A 19,688-nucleotide genomic window follows, 5' to 3' on the forward strand; every position below is an offset into this window, starting at 1 on the left:
ACCTAATGTAATTGCGCTGAGAAGACCGCGCAACATGACGCAGATGCGAACGCATTTAGGCAACCAAAGCGTTAAGCGCAGCCGCTCAATTTTTGCGAGAGAGTGTAAGTTAACATCGGGCTTGTTATCGTGGTGCCCCCATGCCGCCATCGAAAAACGCGACAAGCCTGCGCGCTTGTTCGCCCACTTCGTTCGCAGATAGTCCTGCTCTGTACAGACTGCCGCCGATCCCGAACCCGGCTGCTCCAGCCTCGGTCCAGTGCGAAATGGTCTGCTCGCCCACACCGCCCACCGCAAAGACCTTTACGCTTTTTGGCAATACGTCACGCAGTGCCTTAAGATGGCCCGGACCATAGGTTGCAGCCGGGAAAAGTTTCAAACTGATCGCGCCAGCATCGATCGCGGCAAAAGCTTCAGTCGCGGTGGCAACTCCGGGCAAAGGCACCATTCCCAGATCACGACTTGCGGCAATAACTTTAGGGTTGACGTTCGGGCTGACCACAAATTGCGCGCCGGCCTCGCGCGACGCGCGAACCTCTTGCTCTGAAAGGACTGTGCCGACGCCAATCGCGGCTCGTCCGCCAAGAGTTTGGCAAAGCGCCTTGACCGAGCCGAGCGGCTCGGGCGAATTGAGCGTGACCTCCATCGCCAAAATGCCTGCATCGACCAGCGCCGAGCCGATGGATGGTGCCTCATGAGGCTCTATGCCGCGCAGAATTGCGATAACAGGTACCTTAGCCAGCGCTTCATCCAAAGTCAGACTCATGCGTCGGCCACTCCTTTACCAATAGATTCCGATACCTTCAGGAAACCGGCCACGGCAGCATCCTGACTGGGGACGAGCCGAGCGTTGAAACCGAATTCTTCAAGTGCAACGACATAGCGTTTGCCGATTGCGGGCATAGCCACCACCGCCACTTCGGGGAGATTTCCCGGCGAAAGCGCGAAACTGCGCAACACGCCGGCGACATCGGCTCCGATAAGTAAGCCCGACAAGCGATCTGCCGCATGAGAGGCGTCCATCTTGCCAGACGTTACTCGCGACCTCGCCGAGAAGAGCAGATGCACAAGCGCGGCTGCATCGCGCGCAGCATCGCCAACCGCTGCAACAAACACATCACGAAAAAAGGTATCGCCGTGATCGGCGGCCAGCACACCTGACTTGGTCAGAGCGGCAAAAATTTCGCCTGCCACGCTGGACTGAAAGCTTTCGACAAGGCTATCTTTCAACATCACCCACTTGGTATGCGTGCCCGGAATGCAGACGAGAGACCGATCCGCCCCGCTTTGCGACAGCATCGCCTCAAGCCCGATCAGTTCAACCTCTTCCCCTCGCAAAACGTCTGGTTCACCCAGAGAGTTGATGCACGCCATCCCACTCAGAATTTGCGCGCGACGGTGGCCAAGAGAAACAGATGCTGTGCGATCCATCACTTTCAGCGCCGGTGCGGGGCACCGGACATATTCCGTTTCGCGCCATCCGATCGTGGACCCGACCATACCCGCCAGCAGAACTTCGGTATCGCAGTCACGCTCCAACCAGTCTTCCACCAGCCTGAGCAGCAAGGCTTCGAAATCCTGCCCGATGACCTGAGCGACACCCGGCCCTTTGCGGGTATCAGCCAGACGCCCATCGACAATTCTGAACAGCTGCAATTGCGTGGTGCCCCAGAGCCCCGCGATGAGCTGGCTTACCATAGGTTGTGACCTCCCGATGCCGCCGTTCTGGAAGAGCATCTGGCACCAGCCACACGATAATATTTGCCCAGTATCGCCATTTGGTCCTCTTCCTTTGCGCCGGGAAATCCGCGGCCGCAATGTGAAAGCCACGATCGGATCTAGCATATTATATGACTAATGCCTGATATAGATTGTGCTTCACACCTGTGCATTTTCGCACGGGAATAGACCGGAAGGCGCGCCTTGAACGCCCTGACCCACGCAAAAAACGCGATGCAGCAACTGACCGCTTGACAGTATTGTCAGACATTATCACCATCCGCGCAAAAGGATGGTGCCCATGATCAAATTGCCAGCTATTGTCACTCTTGCGGCAAGTCTTGCAGGCGCATTGCCGGCATATGCCCAGCCGCTTTCGCAAGCGGCCCATGTTGATGATCCGCAGCGAGTTGACGGCAATCCGATCATTCGCGACCGTTTTACCGCTGACCCTGCCCCGCTCACTGTAGACGGCACCCTCTATCTTTATGCTGGCCATGACGAAGGCGACGAGGGCTTTCGCATCGACGAATGGGTTGTCTATTCGACCAGGGACATGAAAACCTGGACCAATCATGGCGTGCTAATGCAGCCGACCGACTTCGCCTGGGCGGAGGGTGAGGCATGGGCATCCCAGATGGTGGAACATGAGGGTCGCTTCTATTTCTACACCACGGTCGAACATGACGACAGCCATCCGGGCAAGGCAATCGGGGTCGCGGCCTGCGATACACCTGTTGGCCCTTGCCGCGATGCACGTGGTTCGGCCCTGGTTCGCGACAATCCTGAAACCTGGCGCGGCTGGAGCGACATCGATCCCACCGTGCTGGTAGACGACGATGGCACGGCGTGGATGGCCTGGGGCAATTCGAACCTTTATCTCGCGCGGCTGGCACCAAACATGGTCGAACTGGAAGGCGAGGTGCAGGAATTGCACCTGACGAACTTCCTCGAAGGGCCGTGGCTGCATCGGCGCGGGAATCTCTACTATCTGACCTATGCCTCGTTTGCGGAGGGGGAACAGGACGCAGAGCATCTATCCTATGCCACCGCCCCCGCGATGACAGGGCCGTGGACCTATCGAGGCGAATTGACCGGCGCGGCGAAAAACAGTTTCACGATCCACGCCGGGATCGAGAAGTTCAACGGCCAATGGTATCTGTTCTATCACAACGGAGCGCTCTCGATCGATGACGTCGAAGGTTCCGAATACCGGCGTTCGGTTGCGGTCGAACATCTGCTTTATAACGAGGATGGCAGCTTGAAGCCTGTAGTTCAGACCATCGAAGGCGTTTCGCTTCCGCCCGGCGCACCTGGCACCCCGTTCGAGGAGTGAAGCGCGCCGGCGCAGGTGCGCTTAGGCCAGATCATCCTGCCTGAGCGGGCCGCTTCTCACCGGCTTGCCGAAGACCGGGAAGCCCTCGTGGTCATAGCCGAAGCGTTGCACCCGCGCGTGACGGTTGGGATCGTAGAGCGGATCGCCCTCGATGTCCTGGTAGTCTCTGGCGTGGTAGACCAGCACGTCGCGGCCGCATTCGTCGGTCGTAAAACTGTTATGGCCGGGGCCAAAGATGCAATGTTCGGGAGCGCTTTCAAACACCGGCGTCGCAGATTTGGTCCAGCTTTCCGGCGCCATCAAATCGGCATCGGCATCGGCCGACAACAAACCCATTGCATAACGATCGTCGGTCGCGCTGGCTGAATAGGTGAGGAATACCTTGTCGCCGTGCGCCAGAAAGGCCGCGCCTTCGTTGACCTTGAAACCCTGTATTTCCCAGTCGAGCGTCGGAACGGTCAGTCTTGCAGGCGGCGCAGCGAAGGTGGTCGGCGATGCAAGCGGGGCAAGGTAGAGATTGGAATTGGTTTCGATACCCGGTTCGCGCTGTGCCCAGCACAGGTAATCGACCCCGCGATGATGAAAGCTTGTGGCATCGAGGTTGAAGGTGTCCCACGGGGTTTCGAGCTGGCCGAGCACGGACCACTCATCTGCCATCGGGTCGTCCCCCGCACAGGCGAGCACATAGGTGCGTATGTGGAACACGTCGTCACTGTTGCCAGCCGCAAAATAGATAAGCCAACGCCCATCGATCCGGTGGATTTCGGGCGCCCAGATATGGCCTGCCATCTCCCCTTGCACCGGTCGCTGCCAGAGGGTCTTTTCCTCCGCCCTGCCCAGCGCGCCAATAGTGGGAGCGTGCCGCAGAATGATCCGGTCATACTCGGGAACCGACGCTGTAAAGTAATAGGGACTGGACCCATGCCGCAGGATATGCGGATCAGCGCGCTGGAAGATGATAGGATTAATCAAGGGTTCTCTTTCGCATGGTGAGGCCGCACGAAGCGCGCCGGGGGTTACAGACGTTGCCGCCGCCAGAATCGATGCACGCAGGATCCATCGGCGGTCGGTATGAGGGTAGGTCATCGGGTGAGCTCCAGCATGTTGAGTTCGGGCCAGCCTGCGTCCCAGTCCAGCTGCCCGATACGCAAGGTCGGCCGCCCTCCTGCGGCGCTGTCGTAAGCATGGAATACCAGCAGATCGCGGCCCTGATCATCGCGGAAATGGCCGGCATGACCGGGACCCCGGAACCGATCGCCGGCGCTGGCCGATGCGATCACTGTTCCACCGCCATCGAGCATGGAACGTCCGCCACGGTCGACATAAGGCCCGCGAATGTCACGCGATCGCCCTATCACGGTGTTGTAAGTGCTATCGGCGCCCCTGCAGCAGCGGTCGAACGACGCAAGCAGGTAGTACCAGCCGTCGCGCTCGAAGATGAAAGGGGCTTCGATCGCATTTTCGGCTTCATCTGGCCGACGGGCGATATTGATGACTTTTGCCCCATCCCGAGGCAAGCCGGTGGCCGGTTCAAGCTCGACCAGCATCAGCCCGCCCCAGAAACTGCCGAAGGCAAGCCAGGCGCCTCCTTCGCGATCGTTCACAAAGTTGGGGTCGATGGCGTTATAATCATCACCGACGGCTGAGGTTATGACGGGGCCCCTGTCCGTCCAGCCATAATTACTCGCCGATGGATCGAGCGTGGGTGAAGTGGCAAGGCCGATAGCTGAGACCTGCGAGCCGAAGGTCGACACCGAATAATAAAGCCGGAAACCGTCGTCGTAACGCGAAATGTCCGGTGCCCAGGCTCCTCGCGACCCCGGCACGGCTTGCTTCGTCCATTCGGGAAGCGCGAAGGGGGCCGCAAGATCGGTCCAGCTGGCAAGGTCGGTTGACCGATGCGCACGCAAAGGGCTGTGGTCAGGGCTTCCCGTGGAATAAAGATAGAAGATCCCGTTTTCTGAAATCAGGACCGGATCGTGAATCGTCGCCAGTGCGGGCGCTTTTTGCTCCCCTGCCGCCGGCGGAGGCTGCACACCGAACGAGCCCCCATCAGCACTGCACGAGGAGGCAAGCAGACCGATTGCGAGCAAATGCACTGGCTTGCCCATAAGCCCATCTCCCGTTGCGGACACAGGCATCAGCCCATCCCATACGTCTTTATTTGTCGGACAATATCAAGTAATTCGTAAAGCGCAAGTGTGCCAATCCATTGCCCCTCATGGCCAGACTGCTAGGATAAAGGCCAGACGGAGAAATTGATGGCCACCAAGGCAGATACCAGACGAAAAACGCGCAGTGAGTTTTCTCACTCCAAGATCGCGCGCGATCTCGGCACCGCGATTGTTACCGGGCGGAGCGAATCGGGCACTATCCTTCCTGGGGAAGTGGATCTGGCGGCGCAGTTCGGCGTATCGCGCAGCGTGGTGCGTGAAGCGATGCGCGCTCTGGCCACCCGCGGTCTTATCGAGAGCAAACCCAAGATCGGCACCCGCGTGAGGGAACGCGAGCACTGGCACCTGCTGGATCCGGTGGTGTTGCAATGGATGTTCGATGCTGCCCCTTCGCCAAAGTTTGTGAAAAGCCTGTTTGAACTGCGAATGATCGTCGAGCCGGCTGCCGCGGAGCTGGCTGCACGCAAGAAGACGGGACGCCATTTGGCCACCATGGGCCATGCGCTGGAAGAAATGGCGCGGCACACGTTGCACACGCCCGATGGCCAGATGGCCGACCAGGCCTTTCACGCTGCAATTCTTGAAGCTTCGGACAACGAACTGCTCGTCAATTTGTCAGCCAGCATCGGCGCCGCCGTCCGCTGGACGACCTATTTCAAGTTCCGCAGCGACAAGAAGCCTCGCGACCCGATCGAAGAGCATCGCGCGCTGTTCGATGCGATAGCCGAAGGCGACGGCGATGCTGCGCGAGAGGCAGCCATGTCACTCATCGGAATTGCCGAGCGCGAGACCGAAGCTGCCCTGCAGGATGCCCAATAAAAGCTTGGCCGTCGGTGCCTCGTGTCAATGGCTGTCGCGCGGGATGCCTTTGCTTGCGGCAATCCGCTGGTATTTCTCGGAGCCCTCCAGGATCGCGCCCGATGCCATGTCACCCACCAGTGCGCGCTGAATTTCCTGCCATGGTGTCTGGCTTGCCGGATAGGCATAGCCTCCTTCTGATTCCAGCTGCCGGCGGCGCTCGGCCAGTTCATCCTCCGGCACCAGCATATCCGCGCGGCGCTTGCGCAAATCGATGCGAACGCGATCACCTGTCCGCAGGAGAGCGAGCCCGCCGTTGGCCGCAGCTTCGGGGCTGGCGTTAAGGATCGAGGGGCTGGCGCTGGTGCCCGATTGGCGCCCATCGCCCACGCACGGGAGCGAATGCACGCCTTCTTCAAGCAGATAGGCTGGCGGGCGCATGTTCACGACTTCAGCCGATCCGGGATAACCGATTGGCCCCGCCCCCCGAATGAATAGGATCGTCTCATTGGTGATCTGCAAGGCAGGATCATCGATCCTCTCATGATATTCTTCCGGACCATCAAAGACGACGGCGCGCCCTTCAAAGGCTTCTGGATCGTCAGCGTCCGACAGGTATCGCTGCCGAAATTCGGCGGAAATCACACTGGTCTTCATGATGGCAGAATCAAACAGGTTGCCCGAAAGCACCACAAACCCTGCCCGCTCCATCAGCGGCCGGGTAAATGGCCGGATGACCTTTTCATCTTCGATGGCCACGTCCGCGCAATTTTCCGCGATGGTCTTGCCATTCACCGTCAGCGCTTCACCCGCGATCCGCCCATGCTCCAGCAATTGCGCCACCACCGCAGGCACTCCGCCAGCGCGATAGTAGTCCTCGCCAAGATATTCGCCTGCGGGCTGGAGGTTCACCAGCAGCGGGATATCGTGCCCGAGCGTTTCCCATTCGCCGATTTCAAGCGGCACGCCGATATGGCGGGCTATCGCAGCGAGATGGATGGGCGCATTCGTCGACCCCCCGATGGCGGTGTTGACACGGATCGCGTTTTCAAACGCCGCGCGGGTCAGCACATCGGAAGGCTTCAGATCCTCGGCCACCATTTCCACGATCCGCTTGCCAGTGAGATAAGCGTTTTCCTGCCGATCGCGATAAGGCGCTGGAATGGCAGCCGAACCGGGCAACGACATGCCCAGAGCCTCGGTCAGCGAATTCATCGTGGTGGCAGTGCCCATGGTGTTGCAATAGCCAGTGGAAGGCGCTGAACTCGCCACCAACTTGATGAAATCCTGATAGCCGATTTCGCCCGAAGCCAGCAATTCCCGAGCCTTCCAGACGATCGTTCCCGATCCCGTGCGCTCACCCTTGAAATAACCGTTCAACATCGGCCCAACCGACAGGGCGATGGCGGGAATGTCGACCGTCGCTGCCGCCATCAGCTGAGACGGGGTAGTTTTGTCGCAACCGATCGTCAGGATCACGCCATCTATCGGATACCCATAAATCGTTTCGACAAGCCCAAGATAAGCAAGGTTGCGATCAAGCCCCGCTGTTGGCCGCTTGCCGGTTTCCTGAATCGGATGGACCGGGAATTCGATCGCGATCCCGCCCGCCTCACGAATCCCTTCACGCAGGCGATCAGCCAGCACCAGATGATGCCGGTTGCAGGGGCTGAGATCGCTGCCCGACTGGGCGATGCCGATGATCGGCTTGCCGCTTTGCAACTCTTCCAGCGACAGACCGAAATTCATGTACCGCTCCAGATAAAGCGCAGTCATGTCCGGATTGTGCGGATTATCGAACCAGGCTCTGCTGCGCAGTTTGCCGTCACTCTTTTGCTTGGTCATGATTTTTAGTTCTTGCTTGAAACGCGATAGATCATCGTGTGGAGATAGGTTTCGCCCGGATCCAATCGTGCTGAACCGAACGTGGGCTGGTTCGGCGTGTCGGGAAACATTTGCGGCTCCAACGCGATGCCGTCGCCCATCCGATAGAGAACGCCATCCTTGCCCGTTAGCGTGCCATCGATGAAATTGCCGGAATAAAACTGGACGCCTGGCTCGGTCGTCAGGACTTCGAGAACCCGGCCCGATCCATCGTGCTCGACCCGGGCCGCAAGCTCCGGCTGCGCGGTGCGCCCCTTGTCGAGAACCCAATTGTGGTCCCAGCCACGCCCCAGCATTATCTGCTCGTCCTGTGCCTGCCGTATGCCATCGTGAAGCATTCGGCCCGCGCGAAAATCGAAGACCGTTCCCTCCACAGTGCGCAACTCACCTGTCGGGATCAGCCCGCCATCGACCGGCGTATAGCGGCTGGCGGGAATGGTAAGGCGCTGGTCATAGGTGCCATAGGGCCAGCCGTTGCCACCGAGATTGAACAGCGCATGATTAGTGAGATTGACGACCGTGGGCGCATCGGTCGTGGCGGAAAAGTCGATGGTCAGCGCCCCGTGTTCATCAAGCGAATAGACGACTCGCACATCAAGGTTGCCGGGATAGCCTTGATCCCCGTCCGGGCTGCGCAAAGTGAAAACGGCGCTCGCCCGCTCCCCATCGGCAACCGATTCGAGCGTCCAGTTGCGCTTGTCGAAGCCTTCCGCCCCGCCGTGCAACGAATTCTCGCCATCGTTTTGCGAAACCTGGTAGGTCTTTCCATCCAGCGAAAAGCGTGCCCCGGCAACGCGATTGGCATAACGGCCAATCGTCTGCCCCCAATAGTTTGGCCGCTCGAGATAGTCCTCGACCGTATCGTAACCGATGGTGATGTCAGCGATTGCCCCGTCGCGGCCCGGCGCATTGAAAGATTGGATCGTTGCGCCAAGCGTAATTACCCTCACGCTAACGCCATTTTCGCCAGAAAGAGTGACAGCTTCGACGACTTCGCCGTCCGGCATTTCGCCAAACACCGATCTTTCGGCAGTTGCAGCGGCAGCTCCGCCCGCCGGGACAAGTGCAGAAGCGCCCGCCATCAAACCGATCCACTGCCCTTTTGTCATATCTGCCTCCCCCGGGAATCCGTGCTTCGATGCTTGTTGACCACCGATCGCGAGGCATATAGTCAGACATAAGGAAAATTGGCAACGACCAATTTAGCCGCTGGGTGGAAGCGGCCATATGGGAGAGTTACATGGCAGGGCCGTCAATCGTCACCGATACGATACATCCGGGCGGGGAGCAGCATCCGCAAAAATACGGCAAGACGCTTGCTCTGCTGGCAACCCTGTTTTTCATGTGGGGTTTCATCACCGTCATCAACAACACGCTGCTGCCGCACCTTCGCAGCGTGTTCGAGCTAAGTTATTTCCAGACCACCCTGATCGAGTCGGTATGGTTCATCGCCTATGGCGTGATGGGTATGCCCTCCGCCTTCCTGATCGAACGGATCGGTTACAAGAACGCTCTGATTCTGGGGCTTGCGGCAATGTCACTCGGCGCGTTCGGCATGATCGGCGCGGCGGCGGCGATATCCTATCCCATCACTCTGATCTCTCTTTTCGTCATCGCCAGCGGCATCACGTTGCTGCAGGTTGCCGCCAACCCCTATGTCGCGGTGATTGGCCCTGCGGAAAGTTCGGAATCGCGGCTGACGCTGGTACAGGCCTTCAATTCGATGGGGACGTTTTTCGCCCCATATTTCGGCGGTTATCTGATTTTAAGCCGGACGGTCGGGGGAAATTCGCTGGAAGGCGCCCAACTTTCGCTTGAGCAACGCGTGGCGGATGCGCAGGCGACCGAACTGCCTTATCTAATCGTGGCCATTGTACTGATCGTGATCGCAGTGGTGATCTGGCGTTCGAACCTGCCGCAATTGGGGGAAAGCACCCGGAAGGCCAACCGCGAACAGCGCAAGCAACTATCCTTGTGGAATCACAAGAACCTGATCTTTGGCATTCCGGCCATCTTCATCTATCTCATCGCCGAAATCGGGGTGGCGAACCTCTTTATCAACTTCGCGATCCTTCCCGATATCGCTGGGATCACACCCGCCACCGCAGCCAATTATCTGGTGCTGCTGTGGGGCGGAATGATGGTGGGCCGGTTCGCGGGCAGTTTCCTGATGAAGCGGTATCGCGCCAATCGCGTGCTCGCAGGCTTTGCCGGCTTTGCGCTTGTTGTGATGGTTGGCGCCGCCACACTTGAAGGGCCGCTGGCCATGTGGTGCCTGATCCTCGTTGGCCTGGGACATTCCATAATGTTTCCCGCCATCTTCGCACTAGGCATCAAGGGACTCGGCCCGCTCACGGAAGAAGGTTCTGGCCTGCTTATTACAGCAATCGCCGGGGGCGCCCTGGTCGCTATTCAGGGTCTCCTGGCCGATATGTACGGGCTGCAGAACAGTTTCTGGCTGATCGTCGCCTGCGAGATCTACGTGCTGTGGTATGCGTTCTATGGCTCCAAGCCCACTGGAAACGTTGCAGAAACGAATCTGACCAGCCCTGCCTAGGGAATACAGCGGGTAGAGAAGGTTCAAGGCCGTGCAGATAGCGGCCTTGAACTCCATCGCAGACCTCTCTAGCTATATTTGTCTGACATATTTACCAAGGAGTGACACACATGCAGGTCAATTCTCACGCCTTCCGTGGGCACGACGCTTCGACCGGCGAGGAAATTGCTCCCGATTTCCCCGTTAGCACGGCGGCGGATGTCGAACAGGCATGCACGGCAGCGAAGCAAGCCTTTGCAGACTATCGTGCAACCTCATCCGAAGAGCGGGCCGCATTTCTCGAAGCCATTGGCGACGAGATCATGGCTCTGGGCGACGATCTGCTGGACCGCGCGAGCAAGGAAAGCGGCCTTCCGTTGGCGCGCATTACTGGCGAACGCGGGCGGACAGTGAACCAGCTTCGGCTGTTCGCGCAGGTCGTGCGGTCGGACCGCTGGCGCGGTGTGCGGATCGACCCGGCCATGCCCGATCGCACTCCCCTCCCCCGCGCTGATCTTCGCTTGCGCATGGTGCCGCTGGGGCCGGTCGCTGTTTTCGGAGCATCGAATTTTCCGCTCGCCTTCTCTACCGCCGGCGGGGACACGGCCTCGGCCTTGGCGGCGGGTTGCCCGGTGGTGGTCAAAGGCCATCCGGCGCATCCGGGCACCGATGCCATGGTGGCCGATGCCATCCGCAAGGCCGCCCAAGCCTGCGGCATGCCCAGTGGCGTATTCGGCCACCTTCAGGGTCCGGGCAACGAGCTTGGCTCGGCCCTGGTGCGCAACCCGAACATCGCTGCGGTCGGTTTCACCGGCTCGCGCAGCGGTGGGCTGGCCATGCTTAAGATTGCACAGGAGCGCACGGTGCCGATCCCCGTGTTTGCCGAGATGTCGAGCGTCAACCCGGTCATCCTCATGGAGCAGGCCCTTGCCTCGCGCGGCAAAGAACTGGGCGAGGCCTTTGTCGGCTCGCTGACCATGGGGGCCGGGCAATTCTGCACCAACCCCGGCCTCGTGCTGGCGGTTGAGGGCGAAGGGCTGTCTGCTTTCGAGAGTGCCGCCTGTGCGGCGATGGCCGATCAGCCCGCGCAGACGATGCTCACCTCCGGCATTCGCGAGGCCTATGCCCACGGCAAGGAAGCGCTTGCGGCGAAGCCCTCAGTGGAGAAGCTGGCGACCGGCAAGGCCGGTGACGGTTCAACTTGCGAAGCGCCCGAACTGTTCGCGGTTTCGGGAAGCGCGGTGCTGGCGGACAGCAGCCTGCTCCATGAAGTGTTCGGCGCCGCTTCGCTGATCGTGCGGTGCGCCGATATCGAAGAACTCAAGGCAATCTTGCGCGGGCTTGAAGGTCAGTTGACCGCCACCTTGCAGATGGACGACGGCGACCGTGAAACCGCTGGCGACTTGCTGGCCATCCTCGAACAGGTCTGCGGGCGGATCCTCGCCAATGGCTGGCCGACCGGCGTCGAAGTTTCGCACGCGATGGTTCATGGTGGCCCCTATCCCGCTACGTCGGACGGACGGACCACCTCGGTCGGCACGATGGCGATCGAACGTTTCCTGCGGCCGGTCTGTTATCAGGATATTCCTGCCGAGCTGCTCCCAGCCGAACTGCGGGATAATGCCAAGGTGCCGAAGCTTCTGGATGGCGAACCGGCCTGAGCGTTTCGGGCGGCGGATATAGAGCAAGGATGAGGGTGAATGGTGACGCAGGCAAGATTGCTGCAATATCGCGGGAAGGCTGGAGAACGCCGGGTAATCCTGGCGCAGGACGATGCCCCCCGGTTCGTGGAGGGAGCCAAGACCACTCGTGAGCTGGCGGGTATGGCAGCGACACAGGGCCAGACCCTGCTCGAGCTCGCCCGGTCAAGCCTTTCGGACGAAGTGGCCGACATCGAGCAGCTTTTTGCCGATGGCCAGCTGCTCGCCGCGATCGATCATCCTGATGACGCCCGCATTCTTCTCACCGGTACAGGGCTGACGCATCTCGGCTCGGCAGAAGGGCGCGACAAGATGCACCGCCAGCTTTCCGAGGCCGAACAACTGACCGATTCGATGCGGATGTTTCAGGAAGGTCTTGAAGGCGGCAAGCCCCCCGCGGGACAGTTCGGCCAACAGCCAGAATGGTTCTACAAAGGCGATGGCCAGTCGCTGGTCGGCCCGCGCGATCCTTTGATCTCTCCTCATTTTGCGCAGGATGGTAGCGAAGAACCGGAACTTGCCGGTATTTACCTGATCGGTGACAACGGCCAGCCCTTCCGGCTCGGCATTGCGCTGGCTAACGAATTTAGCGACCATGTGACCGAGCGGCACAACTATCTCTGGCTAGCTCATTCCAAATTGCGCCCCGCCGCGATCGGTGCCGAACTGCTGCTCGGCGATGCGCCAACCGATATTCGCGGAACCAGCCGGATTTTGCGCGCGGGCAAGTGCATTTGGGAAAAACCTTTCCTTACCGGCGAGGACAACATGTCGCACACCATAGCCAATCTGGAGGCGCATCATTTCAAATATGCCGCCTTCCGGCGACCGGGGGATATCCATGTCCACTTCTTCGGTACTGCCACGCTTTCCTTCTCGGACGATATCCGAACCCAGGAAGGCGATGTGTTCGAAATCGGCGCGTCTCCGTTCGCCCTGCCTCTGCGCAACGAACTGAAGCAGGATCGGGCAAGCTGGCAGGAGCTGCGCGTTCTGTGACTGCTCCAATAAGACTTGCCATCATCGGAATGGGCAAGATCGCGCACGATCAGCATCTGCCCGCCATCGAAGGCTCGAAATATTTCGAACTGGTGGCCATGGTAGACCGCCATGGCGAGGCGGAACAATCGATACCCTTCTTTGGATCGGCGGAAGAATTGGCCGCAAGCGATCTGAAGGTCGACGCGGTGGCGGTTTGCACGCCGCCCCAGGTTCGCCATGACATCGCCCAGTTCGCGCTGGAACAAGGCTGGCACGTGCTGCTCGAAAAGCCGCCCGGGGCGACACTGGCAGAAGTGGTGGCCTTGCGCGAGACGGCCAAGGAGCGCGAACGAACGCTCTTCACGGCCTGGCATTCGCGGTATGCCGCCGGGGTCGAACCGGCGCGCCGCTGGCTGGCCGATCGCAAGATATTGCGCGCAAAGATTACCTGGCGCGAAGACGTGCGCGTGTGGCACCCGGGTCAGGATTGGATCTGGCAGCCCGGCGGTTTCGGTGTTTTCGATCCGGGCATCAATGCCCTTTCGATCATCACCCATATTCTGCCGCATCCGTTGTTCGTGGTGAAATCGAGCCTGTCCATTCCCGCCAACCTCAGCGCGCCGATTGCCGCCACGGTATCCATGCGCAACAGGCTGGATGTAACTGTGGAGATGGATCTGGATTTCCGCCAGGAAGGCCCGCAATACTGGGATATCGAGGTCGAAACCGATGCAGGCGTCCTCAAACTGAGCGGCGGGGGTGCGGTTCTCTCCATCGACACCTCGGAAATCGCAGAAGACGCCAGCGAACTGCGCGGTGAGTATCCATCGATGTATCGCAAGTTCGGCGCTTTGATCAGGGCGGAGGTCTCGGAAGTTGACGTGGCGCCCCTTCGGCTGGTGGCTGACGCCTTTCTGTGCGCAAGCTTTGGCTTCGTGGAAGAGTATCACGAGTAAGCCTGCCGCCTCGCCGCGCGCAGCCAATCGATCGATCATGCAAAAAGGCCCGGCCGCTCATCAGCGACCGGGCCTTTGCTTTTCCTGATCCCGCCTATTGATCGACGGTGACGACCACCACGGATTTGGCAGGCAGGTCAAAAGTCAGGCGTCCCGCTTCCGCCTCCGCTGAATAGGCTGCCGGCACGATCGCTTCCGGGTTATCGAACGTGTTGTGCGTGTCGATTTCAGGGCCGGTTATGATGTGCCCTGTCGCGCTTCCCTCCAGATTGGTGGCAACGCGCGCCGCTGTGTCCGGGCTCAGATTGACCAGCGAGACGATTATCTTGCCATCCGCAGCACGGGCAACCGAAACATCGACAAGCGGAAGATCATAGTCGCCCTCGACATAGCGCGGGGTGGTCACACTTGCGTCGAGCGGCTCGGCGTTGCGGAAAGGCCGATACATGTCCAGCACGTGGTAGGTTGGCGTCAGCAGCATCTGCTCCCCATCGGTGAGGATCGAGGCTTGCAGCACGTTCACCAACTGCGCGATGTTGGCCATTTTCACCCGCCGCGTGTGACGATGAAAAATGTTCAGCGTAAGCGCGGCAACCTCTGCATCACGCAGCGAGTTCTGCTGGTAGAGGAAGCCGGGCGTCGACCCTGCTTCGGAATCGTACCAGGTGCCCCATTCATCCACATAGAGCGCGACCCGGCCTTCCGGATCATACCGGTCCATGATCGCGACATGGTTTGTGACCAGTTCGTCCATCCGCATCGCATGGGTCAGAGTACTGGCCCACTGATCACGCCCGAACCCGGTGGCCGGCCCCTTGTTTTCCCAGCTGCCCGGAAAAATGTAATAATGGATGCTGATCGCGTCCATGGTCTGGCGTGCATCACGCATCAGCGTTTCGGTGAAATCGTAATCATCGATATTCGCGCCGGTCGCCACCTTCACGATGGACTTGCCCGGCGGCGCTTTCAGAAATGTGGAGTAGCGGCGATGGAGGTCGGCCGAATATTGCGGGCGCATGTTGCCGCCACAGCCCCAGCTTTCGTTGCCGACGCCGAAATAGGGCACGTCCCAAGGCTCATCACGGCCATTGGCGCGCCGCATTTCAGCCATCTCGGTAGGCATGTCCCCGGTCATGTATTCCATCCAGCGCCCCATTTCGAGCGCAGGTAGCGATCCCATGTTCCCCGCCACATAGGGCTTGGCACCAAGCGCTTCCGAATAATCGAGGAATTCGTGCGTGCCGAATGCATTGTCCTCGATCACCCAGCCCCAATGCGTATTGATGCGGGCCGGGCGCTCTGAACGCGGGCCAATGCCGTCACGCCAATCGTATTCGTCAGCAAAACAACCACCTGGCCATCGCACGACGGGAATTTCCAGTCGTTGCAGCGCGGTCAGCACGTCGGTGCGGAAGCCATCGGTATTCGGAATGTCCGAATCCTCGCCCACCCAGATCCCCTCATAGATGCCCCGCCCCAGGTGCTCGGCGAAATGGCCCTGCAGCTCTGGCGCAATCGCTGGGCCGGAAGAATTGAAATCCACCTCTACCCTCACTTGTTGCGCCGCCTGTTGCGCCATCGCGCCTGACGCGCCGAGGCTGATCGCCCCCGCGATCATGACTGCCATGCCTTTCAGTTTACCACCCATTACGATCTCCTCCTGCCAAGACCTGAAACTGGCCAAGGCGCTTTCCAGCTTGACCGATGTTCATACATCGGGTGCGATCTCTGCCGCGACCGCTCACATTAATCAGACTTAATGCATCACTGCAAGCAATCCGCAAATACGATTCGCTTCCCATGCCGCAATTTGCAGCGGCCCAAAAATTACCGTTTTACGCCTTTTGATGACTGTTTGCCGCCGATTTTAGCCCTATTGCCTCTTTTCCGACAGGCGGTTATAACTTGTCTGATAAATATCATAGAGCTTAATCTGTGGGAGGATACTTGGGATGAAATGTAACGCGCGTAAACTTGCCGGCGTGTCTGTCTTTGCGCTCGCGCTGGGCGGTCTTGCGAGCCCTGCAACAGCGCAGATAAATCGCTCGCAGCCAGATTCACTGCCTGAAACAAGTGAGGCATCCGAGTCCGATACCTCCGGCACGATCATCGTTACGGGGATTCGCGCCGCCCTTTCGGAAGCGATCGAAACGCGCCGGGAATCGCCACAGGTTGTCGATTCGATCGTCGCAGAAGATATTGGCAAGCTGCCCGACAACAACGTGGTCGAAGCACTCCAGCGGCTAACCGGCGTTCAGGTCACCAACCGCGAGGGCGGGGAAACCAACACGCTGTCAATTCGGGGCCTGCCCGATGCGCTGACCACCTTTAACGGTCGCAAGATCTTCACCGCTTCAGGAACCGCTTTCGCGCTGGCCGATATTCCTGCCAACCTTGTCAGCAGGATCGACGTGTACAAGACGCGTTCGGCCACTCAGATCGAAACCGGCCTTGCCGGTCAGGTCAATGTCGTCACGCGCCGCCCGCTCGATTTCGATGGCTTTGCAATTTCCGTCAATGCCCGCGGCGTTTACAACGAAGCGGCTGATTCCTTCAATCCGAACGGCAGCTTGCTGGTGAGCAACCGTTGGGAAACGGGAGCGGGCGATATCGGCGTGCTCGTAGCAGCAAGCTATGCGAAGACCGAATATCGCGACATGAGCCTGTTTTCAGGCGCGCTAGTGCCCTTTGCGACCGAGAACCCTCCGCCCGGGTTCGCCCCTCTGGAACGCATTTTCCCCGAGACCGGGGCGTGGACGCCGGGCCTGGAAACCGGCCTGCCCACCGATGCTGGGGCGACCTTCACGCTGAACGGAGTGGAAACGCCATACTATCTTTCCCGCGATGCGAACTTTGCGCCTGACGTCTATGGCGAAAGGGAGCGTCCGGCAATCAACGCGGCTCTTCAGTGGGCGCCGAATTCGTCGAGCACCTATACGGTCGAGTTTCTTTATAACGGCTTTCGCTCGACCACATTCAACAACCTGCATTTCACTTTTGTCGATTTCTGGGGGGCACTCGGATCGGATCCGGGATCGACCTTTAATGTCTATGATGGAACCAATATCATCTCCGACCGCGTGGCCGGTGACGTGTTCGGATTCCAGAGTGGCGATTTCACGGACAATAAGACCGACAGCTATGTCGGCGCATTCAACGCGGACTGGGCGATCGGCGATAACCTCAACATCACTACCGACTTGTCCTATCAGTGGAGCAAGTTCGAAACGCAGTTCCTGGCTAGCCGCCTGACCAGGGTCGCGTCGCAGATCGCGGTGGATTTCAATGCAGATGATGGCGTTCCGAGCTGGAACTTCAGCGACAACGCTCTGCTTTACGATCCGTCTGTATGGACGGTGGGCGAACTTTACGACAACGCCAGCACCTCGCAAGGTGACGCGATCACCTGGCAGACCGATGGTGTGTACGAGTTTGACGGAAGCTTTCTGAAGGCGTTCCGGGCCGGGTTCCGCTACGACGAGCGCGGGGCAGCGGATACGATCCGCGAACAGGACGCACCGGCACTTGGTCAGCCGCTCACCAACCTTCCCAGCGAATCCTATTTCATCAGCGACGATTTCTTCAATGGCCGCGCCGACGTGCCGATGTCGTGGATCAACATCAGTGGCGAATACCTGCAGGCCAATGCCGACGAAATCCGCCGACTTTATCGTGACAGCGTCGATCCTGGCATTCTGCTTTCGGACGAATTGAGCCAGATAAAGACCTTCGACATCTCCGAACGAACGCTTTCTGCCTATGGCGAAGTGGATCTCGAGCAATATGTCGGTGACGTCCGCCTCTTCCTGCAAGCGGGCTTGCGCTATGTAAACGTCAACACCGATCTGACCTTTACCGACCGTCTGACGGGGACAACCCTCGATGACGGGGCGAAGGCTAGCGAATTCCTACCATCGTTGACCGCCGTGGCCGATCTCACCGACAATTTCCGGGTGAAGTTCAACTACGGCCGCACCCTACGCCGCCCTGCGTTTGCCGATCTCAATCCCTATTTCGCGCTTACCGGCGACCTTACCGACGTCGGCCGCGGGAGCGGGACCGGCGGCAACCCCGAACTCGAACCGACCCGGTCAACCAACTACGACCTGTCGCTCGAGTGGTACTTCCAGCCGGGTAGTGCGATCTTCCTGACCGCTTTCAAACGCGATGTGAAGGGCTTGGTCGTTCCGCTCACGACCTTGCTGACGATCCCTGGAACCGGCCTCAATACCGACCGATTTGCCGTAACCCGCCCCGAAAATGCCTCGCAGGGTGAACTCAAGGGCCTAGAACTGGGCTTTGTATACTTCCCCGATCTTCCCGGCATCCTCAATGGCCTGGGCGCGACCGGCAGCCTTACCGTGCTCGATAGCAGCCAGAACATCCCGATCTCTAACGAAGCCGGCCAGATCGTCGATGAAACCGAAAGCGATTTCTTCGGCGTATCAGACCTGTCTTATAACATTACCGCTGCCTATGATCGCGGAGCGCTTGGCCTGCGCCTGTCTTACGTTTGGCGGGAAAACTTCCTCAACAACAACGAGAGCCGTCTCTTCGCCAATCCGATCGGAATCTGGCGGCGGCCCGAACGCAGCCTGGATTTCCAGCTCAACTACAATATCAACGAGCGCATTGGCGTGAGCTTCGACGCGGTAAATCTGACGAAAGAACTTCAGCAGAGCTATTACCGCTTCGGCGATTTTGGCGGACCCGATCAGTTCAACCTTGGCAACACACTTTTGGCCCGAACCTTCGCGATAGGTGTGCGCTACAATTTCAATTAACGGTCTCTCCCAGGCGGGTCGGCATCGCTGCCGGCCCGCCACCCTTTTCCGGTCGCAAATGCGCCGCTGGGGCGCAATCTAGAGAAAACTTTTCTGCCGTTTCAGCACCAGCCCTTCTGCGCTGAAGGCTGTCAGGCGAACCTCAGTTTGCTCGCCAAACTTGGGCGACGCGCTGCGCATTTTTAAAACGAGTGTGATCCGCCGACACGGCATGCCCAAAGCGCACCGCTGTGCTGGCGCGAGCGGCGCGCTGCGCCAAAGCGCTCAATTCGGTTTTCGTTTATCTAAAGGATCGCGTTGGAGCAAATTTAGCAGACTTTCCCCTCCCAACCGTGAGCGATCCGATGCCGTACCTTGTGTATCAGGACCGCGCGCGCGGAGTGTGGGCTGGAGCGGTCTTGCTCGCCTGCTTTAAATGCGGCCAAGCCATAGATTGCCTGATCACGAAACCGCCTCCGCTCTCCACGATATCTGTGCGATGACTGCTTGCGGTTCAGTTCTCCGCAGAGCGACGGCAAGCGTGCATACCGCTTGCAGCTTCTAGCCTAGCTTGGAACCATGCGCGTTGGTCCAATGCGGTTTCTCCTGCTTGTCCGTTCGTATGAGCCTAGGGCAGATCGTTTCCGCCTGGCGCGAACTGGCGCGGAACGCAGAAAGCCCGCCGCGGTTGTCGACGGCTGTATGTATTATCGTGGGAAGGCTGGTTGCGGGGGTTGGATTTGAACCAACGACCTTCAGGTTATGAGCCTGACGAGCTACCGGACTGCTCCACCCCGCGTTACCGTGTTTTGCCTCAGGCGCCTGCGGGTCCATACGGCCC

The 19,688-nt window shown here is 59.4% G+C and carries 14 protein-coding genes and 1 tRNA gene; 7 read left to right on the forward strand and 8 right to left on the reverse strand.

The window, feature by feature from the left end; genetic code table 11:
• Window positions 1–124: 124 nt before the first annotated feature.
• Both E0473_RS06385 and E0473_RS06390 read right to left on the reverse strand, forming a co-directional pair.
• Complete coding sequence (locus E0473_RS06385) at window positions 125–766, reverse strand: 2-dehydro-3-deoxy-6-phosphogalactonate aldolase (RefSeq protein ID WP_137679960.1); 642 nt, start codon at window positions 764–766, stop codon at window positions 125–127.
• Window positions 763–1,698, reverse strand: coding sequence for a 2-dehydro-3-deoxygalactonokinase (locus tag E0473_RS06390; protein ID WP_161981537.1), 936 nt, complete (start codon window positions 1,696–1,698; stop codon window positions 763–765). Before E0473_RS06390 ends, E0473_RS06385 begins: the two co-directional genes overlap by 4 nt.
• Window positions 1,699–2,020: 322 nt before the next feature.
• Between E0473_RS06390 and E0473_RS06395 the strand changes: the two genes are divergently transcribed.
• Window positions 2,021–3,055 carry a family 43 glycosylhydrolase gene (locus E0473_RS06395; protein WP_137679962.1) on the forward strand — a complete coding sequence of 345 codons (1,035 nt, stop codon included), beginning with the start codon at window positions 2,021–2,023 and terminating at the stop codon, window positions 3,053–3,055.
• 21 nt (window positions 3,056–3,076) lie between these two features.
• On the opposite strand, the gene E0473_RS06400 is transcribed toward E0473_RS06395, so the two are convergent.
• Together E0473_RS06400 and E0473_RS06405 are read right to left on the reverse strand one after the other, a co-directional pair.
• Entirely contained in the window at window positions 3,077–4,141 is a 1,065-nt protein-coding gene (locus E0473_RS06400; RefSeq protein WP_137679963.1) for a glycoside hydrolase family 43 protein, read from the reverse strand.
• On the reverse strand, window positions 4,138–5,166 hold the full coding sequence (locus E0473_RS06405; RefSeq protein WP_137679964.1) for an arabinan endo-1,5-alpha-L-arabinosidase: 1,029 nt from the start codon (window positions 5,164–5,166) through the stop codon (window positions 4,138–4,140). The genes E0473_RS06400 and E0473_RS06405 overlap by 4 nt, the downstream gene beginning before the upstream one ends.
• Window positions 5,167–5,316: 150 nt before the next feature.
• On the opposite strand from E0473_RS06405, the gene E0473_RS06410 reads away from it, so the two are divergent.
• On the forward strand, window positions 5,317–6,048 hold the full coding sequence (locus E0473_RS06410) for a FadR/GntR family transcriptional regulator (protein WP_137679965.1): 732 nt from the start codon (window positions 5,317–5,319) through the stop codon (window positions 6,046–6,048).
• Between the two features lie 24 nt (window positions 6,049–6,072).
• Here E0473_RS06410 and E0473_RS06415 read toward each other — a convergent pair whose 3' ends face one another.
• On the reverse strand, window positions 6,073–7,872 hold the full coding sequence (locus tag E0473_RS06415; RefSeq protein ID WP_137679966.1) for an IlvD/Edd family dehydratase: 1,800 nt from the start codon (window positions 7,870–7,872) through the stop codon (window positions 6,073–6,075).
• A 5-nt stretch (window positions 7,873–7,877) separates the two neighbouring features.
• Complete coding sequence (locus E0473_RS06420) at window positions 7,878–9,020, reverse strand: aldose epimerase family protein (protein WP_137679967.1); 1,143 nt, start codon at window positions 9,018–9,020, stop codon at window positions 7,878–7,880.
• 131 nt (window positions 9,021–9,151) lie between these two features.
• On the opposite strand from E0473_RS06420, the gene E0473_RS06425 reads away from it, so the two are divergent.
• From E0473_RS06425 to E0473_RS06440, 4 genes are all read left to right on the forward strand, one after another.
• Entirely contained in the window at window positions 9,152–10,468 is a 1,317-nt protein-coding gene (locus E0473_RS06425) for a sugar MFS transporter (protein WP_137679968.1), read from the forward strand.
• A gap of 110 nt (window positions 10,469–10,578) precedes the next feature.
• On the forward strand, window positions 10,579–12,108 hold the full coding sequence (locus tag E0473_RS06430) for an aldehyde dehydrogenase (NADP(+)) (RefSeq protein ID WP_137679969.1): 1,530 nt from the start codon (window positions 10,579–10,581) through the stop codon (window positions 12,106–12,108).
• A gap of 39 nt (window positions 12,109–12,147) precedes the next feature.
• Window positions 12,148–13,146 (forward strand): AraD1 family protein, encoded by a 999-nt coding sequence (araD1, locus tag E0473_RS06435; RefSeq protein ID WP_137679970.1) that lies wholly within the window; start codon window positions 12,148–12,150, stop codon window positions 13,144–13,146.
• Window positions 13,143–14,084, forward strand: a complete 942-nt coding sequence (locus E0473_RS06440) for a Gfo/Idh/MocA family protein (protein ID WP_137679971.1) — start codon at window positions 13,143–13,145, stop codon at window positions 14,082–14,084. The genes araD1 and E0473_RS06440 overlap by 4 nt, the downstream gene beginning before the upstream one ends.
• A 94-nt stretch (window positions 14,085–14,178) precedes the next feature.
• Here the strand turns inward: E0473_RS06440 and E0473_RS06445 are convergent, their stop codons facing one another.
• A complete protein-coding gene (locus E0473_RS06445; RefSeq protein WP_137679972.1) occupies window positions 14,179–15,732 on the reverse strand; it encodes an alpha-N-arabinofuranosidase in 1,554 nt (517 codons plus the stop codon).
• 334 nt (window positions 15,733–16,066) lie between these two features.
• Here E0473_RS06445 and E0473_RS06450 point away from each other — a divergent pair, with 334 nt between their 5' ends.
• Window positions 16,067–18,868 carry a TonB-dependent receptor gene (locus E0473_RS06450; RefSeq protein WP_241657353.1) on the forward strand — a complete coding sequence of 934 codons (2,802 nt, stop codon included), beginning with the start codon at window positions 16,067–16,069 and terminating at the stop codon, window positions 18,866–18,868.
• 701 nt (window positions 18,869–19,569) lie between these two features.
• Here E0473_RS06450 and E0473_RS06455 read toward each other — a convergent pair.
• Window positions 19,570–19,646: transfer RNA gene (locus E0473_RS06455), tRNA-Met, on the reverse strand.
• Window positions 19,647–19,688: the final 42 nt, after the last annotated feature.

The organism is Aurantiacibacter suaedae, assembly GCF_005434915.1.
GTDB classification, from domain to species: domain Bacteria; phylum Pseudomonadota; class Alphaproteobacteria; order Sphingomonadales; family Sphingomonadaceae; genus Alteraurantiacibacter; species Alteraurantiacibacter suaedae.

What these genes read in the sequence shown, in the direction of transcription:
- E0473_RS06385 (WP_137679960.1), bottom strand. Translation starts at nt 766, where the DNA reads ATGAGTCTGACTTTGGATGAAGCGCTGGCTAAGGTACCTGTTATCGCA.
- E0473_RS06390 (WP_161981537.1), bottom strand. Translation starts at nt 1,698, where the DNA reads ATGGTAAGCCAGCTCATCGCGGGGCTCTGGGGCACCACGCAATTGCAG.
- E0473_RS06395 (WP_137679962.1), top strand. Translation starts at nt 2,021, where the DNA reads ATGATCAAATTGCCAGCTATTGTCACTCTTGCGGCAAGTCTTGCAGGC.
- E0473_RS06400 (WP_137679963.1), bottom strand. Translation starts at nt 4,141, where the DNA reads ATGACCTACCCTCATACCGACCGCCGATGGATCCTGCGTGCATCGATT.
- E0473_RS06405 (WP_137679964.1), bottom strand. Translation starts at nt 5,166, where the DNA reads ATGGGCAAGCCAGTGCATTTGCTCGCAATCGGTCTGCTTGCCTCCTCG.
- E0473_RS06410 (WP_137679965.1), top strand. Translation starts at nt 5,317, where the DNA reads ATGGCCACCAAGGCAGATACCAGACGAAAAACGCGCAGTGAGTTTTCT.
- E0473_RS06415 (WP_137679966.1), bottom strand. Translation starts at nt 7,872, where the DNA reads ATGACCAAGCAAAAGAGTGACGGCAAACTGCGCAGCAGAGCCTGGTTC.
- E0473_RS06420 (WP_137679967.1), bottom strand. Translation starts at nt 9,020, where the DNA reads ATGACAAAAGGGCAGTGGATCGGTTTGATGGCGGGCGCTTCTGCACTT.
- E0473_RS06425 (WP_137679968.1), top strand. Translation starts at nt 9,152, where the DNA reads ATGGCAGGGCCGTCAATCGTCACCGATACGATACATCCGGGCGGGGAG.
- E0473_RS06430 (WP_137679969.1), top strand. Translation starts at nt 10,579, where the DNA reads ATGCAGGTCAATTCTCACGCCTTCCGTGGGCACGACGCTTCGACCGGC.
- araD1 (WP_137679970.1), top strand. Translation starts at nt 12,148, where the DNA reads ATGGTGACGCAGGCAAGATTGCTGCAATATCGCGGGAAGGCTGGAGAA.
- E0473_RS06445 (WP_137679972.1), bottom strand. Translation starts at nt 15,732, where the DNA reads ATGGGTGGTAAACTGAAAGGCATGGCAGTCATGATCGCGGGGGCGATC.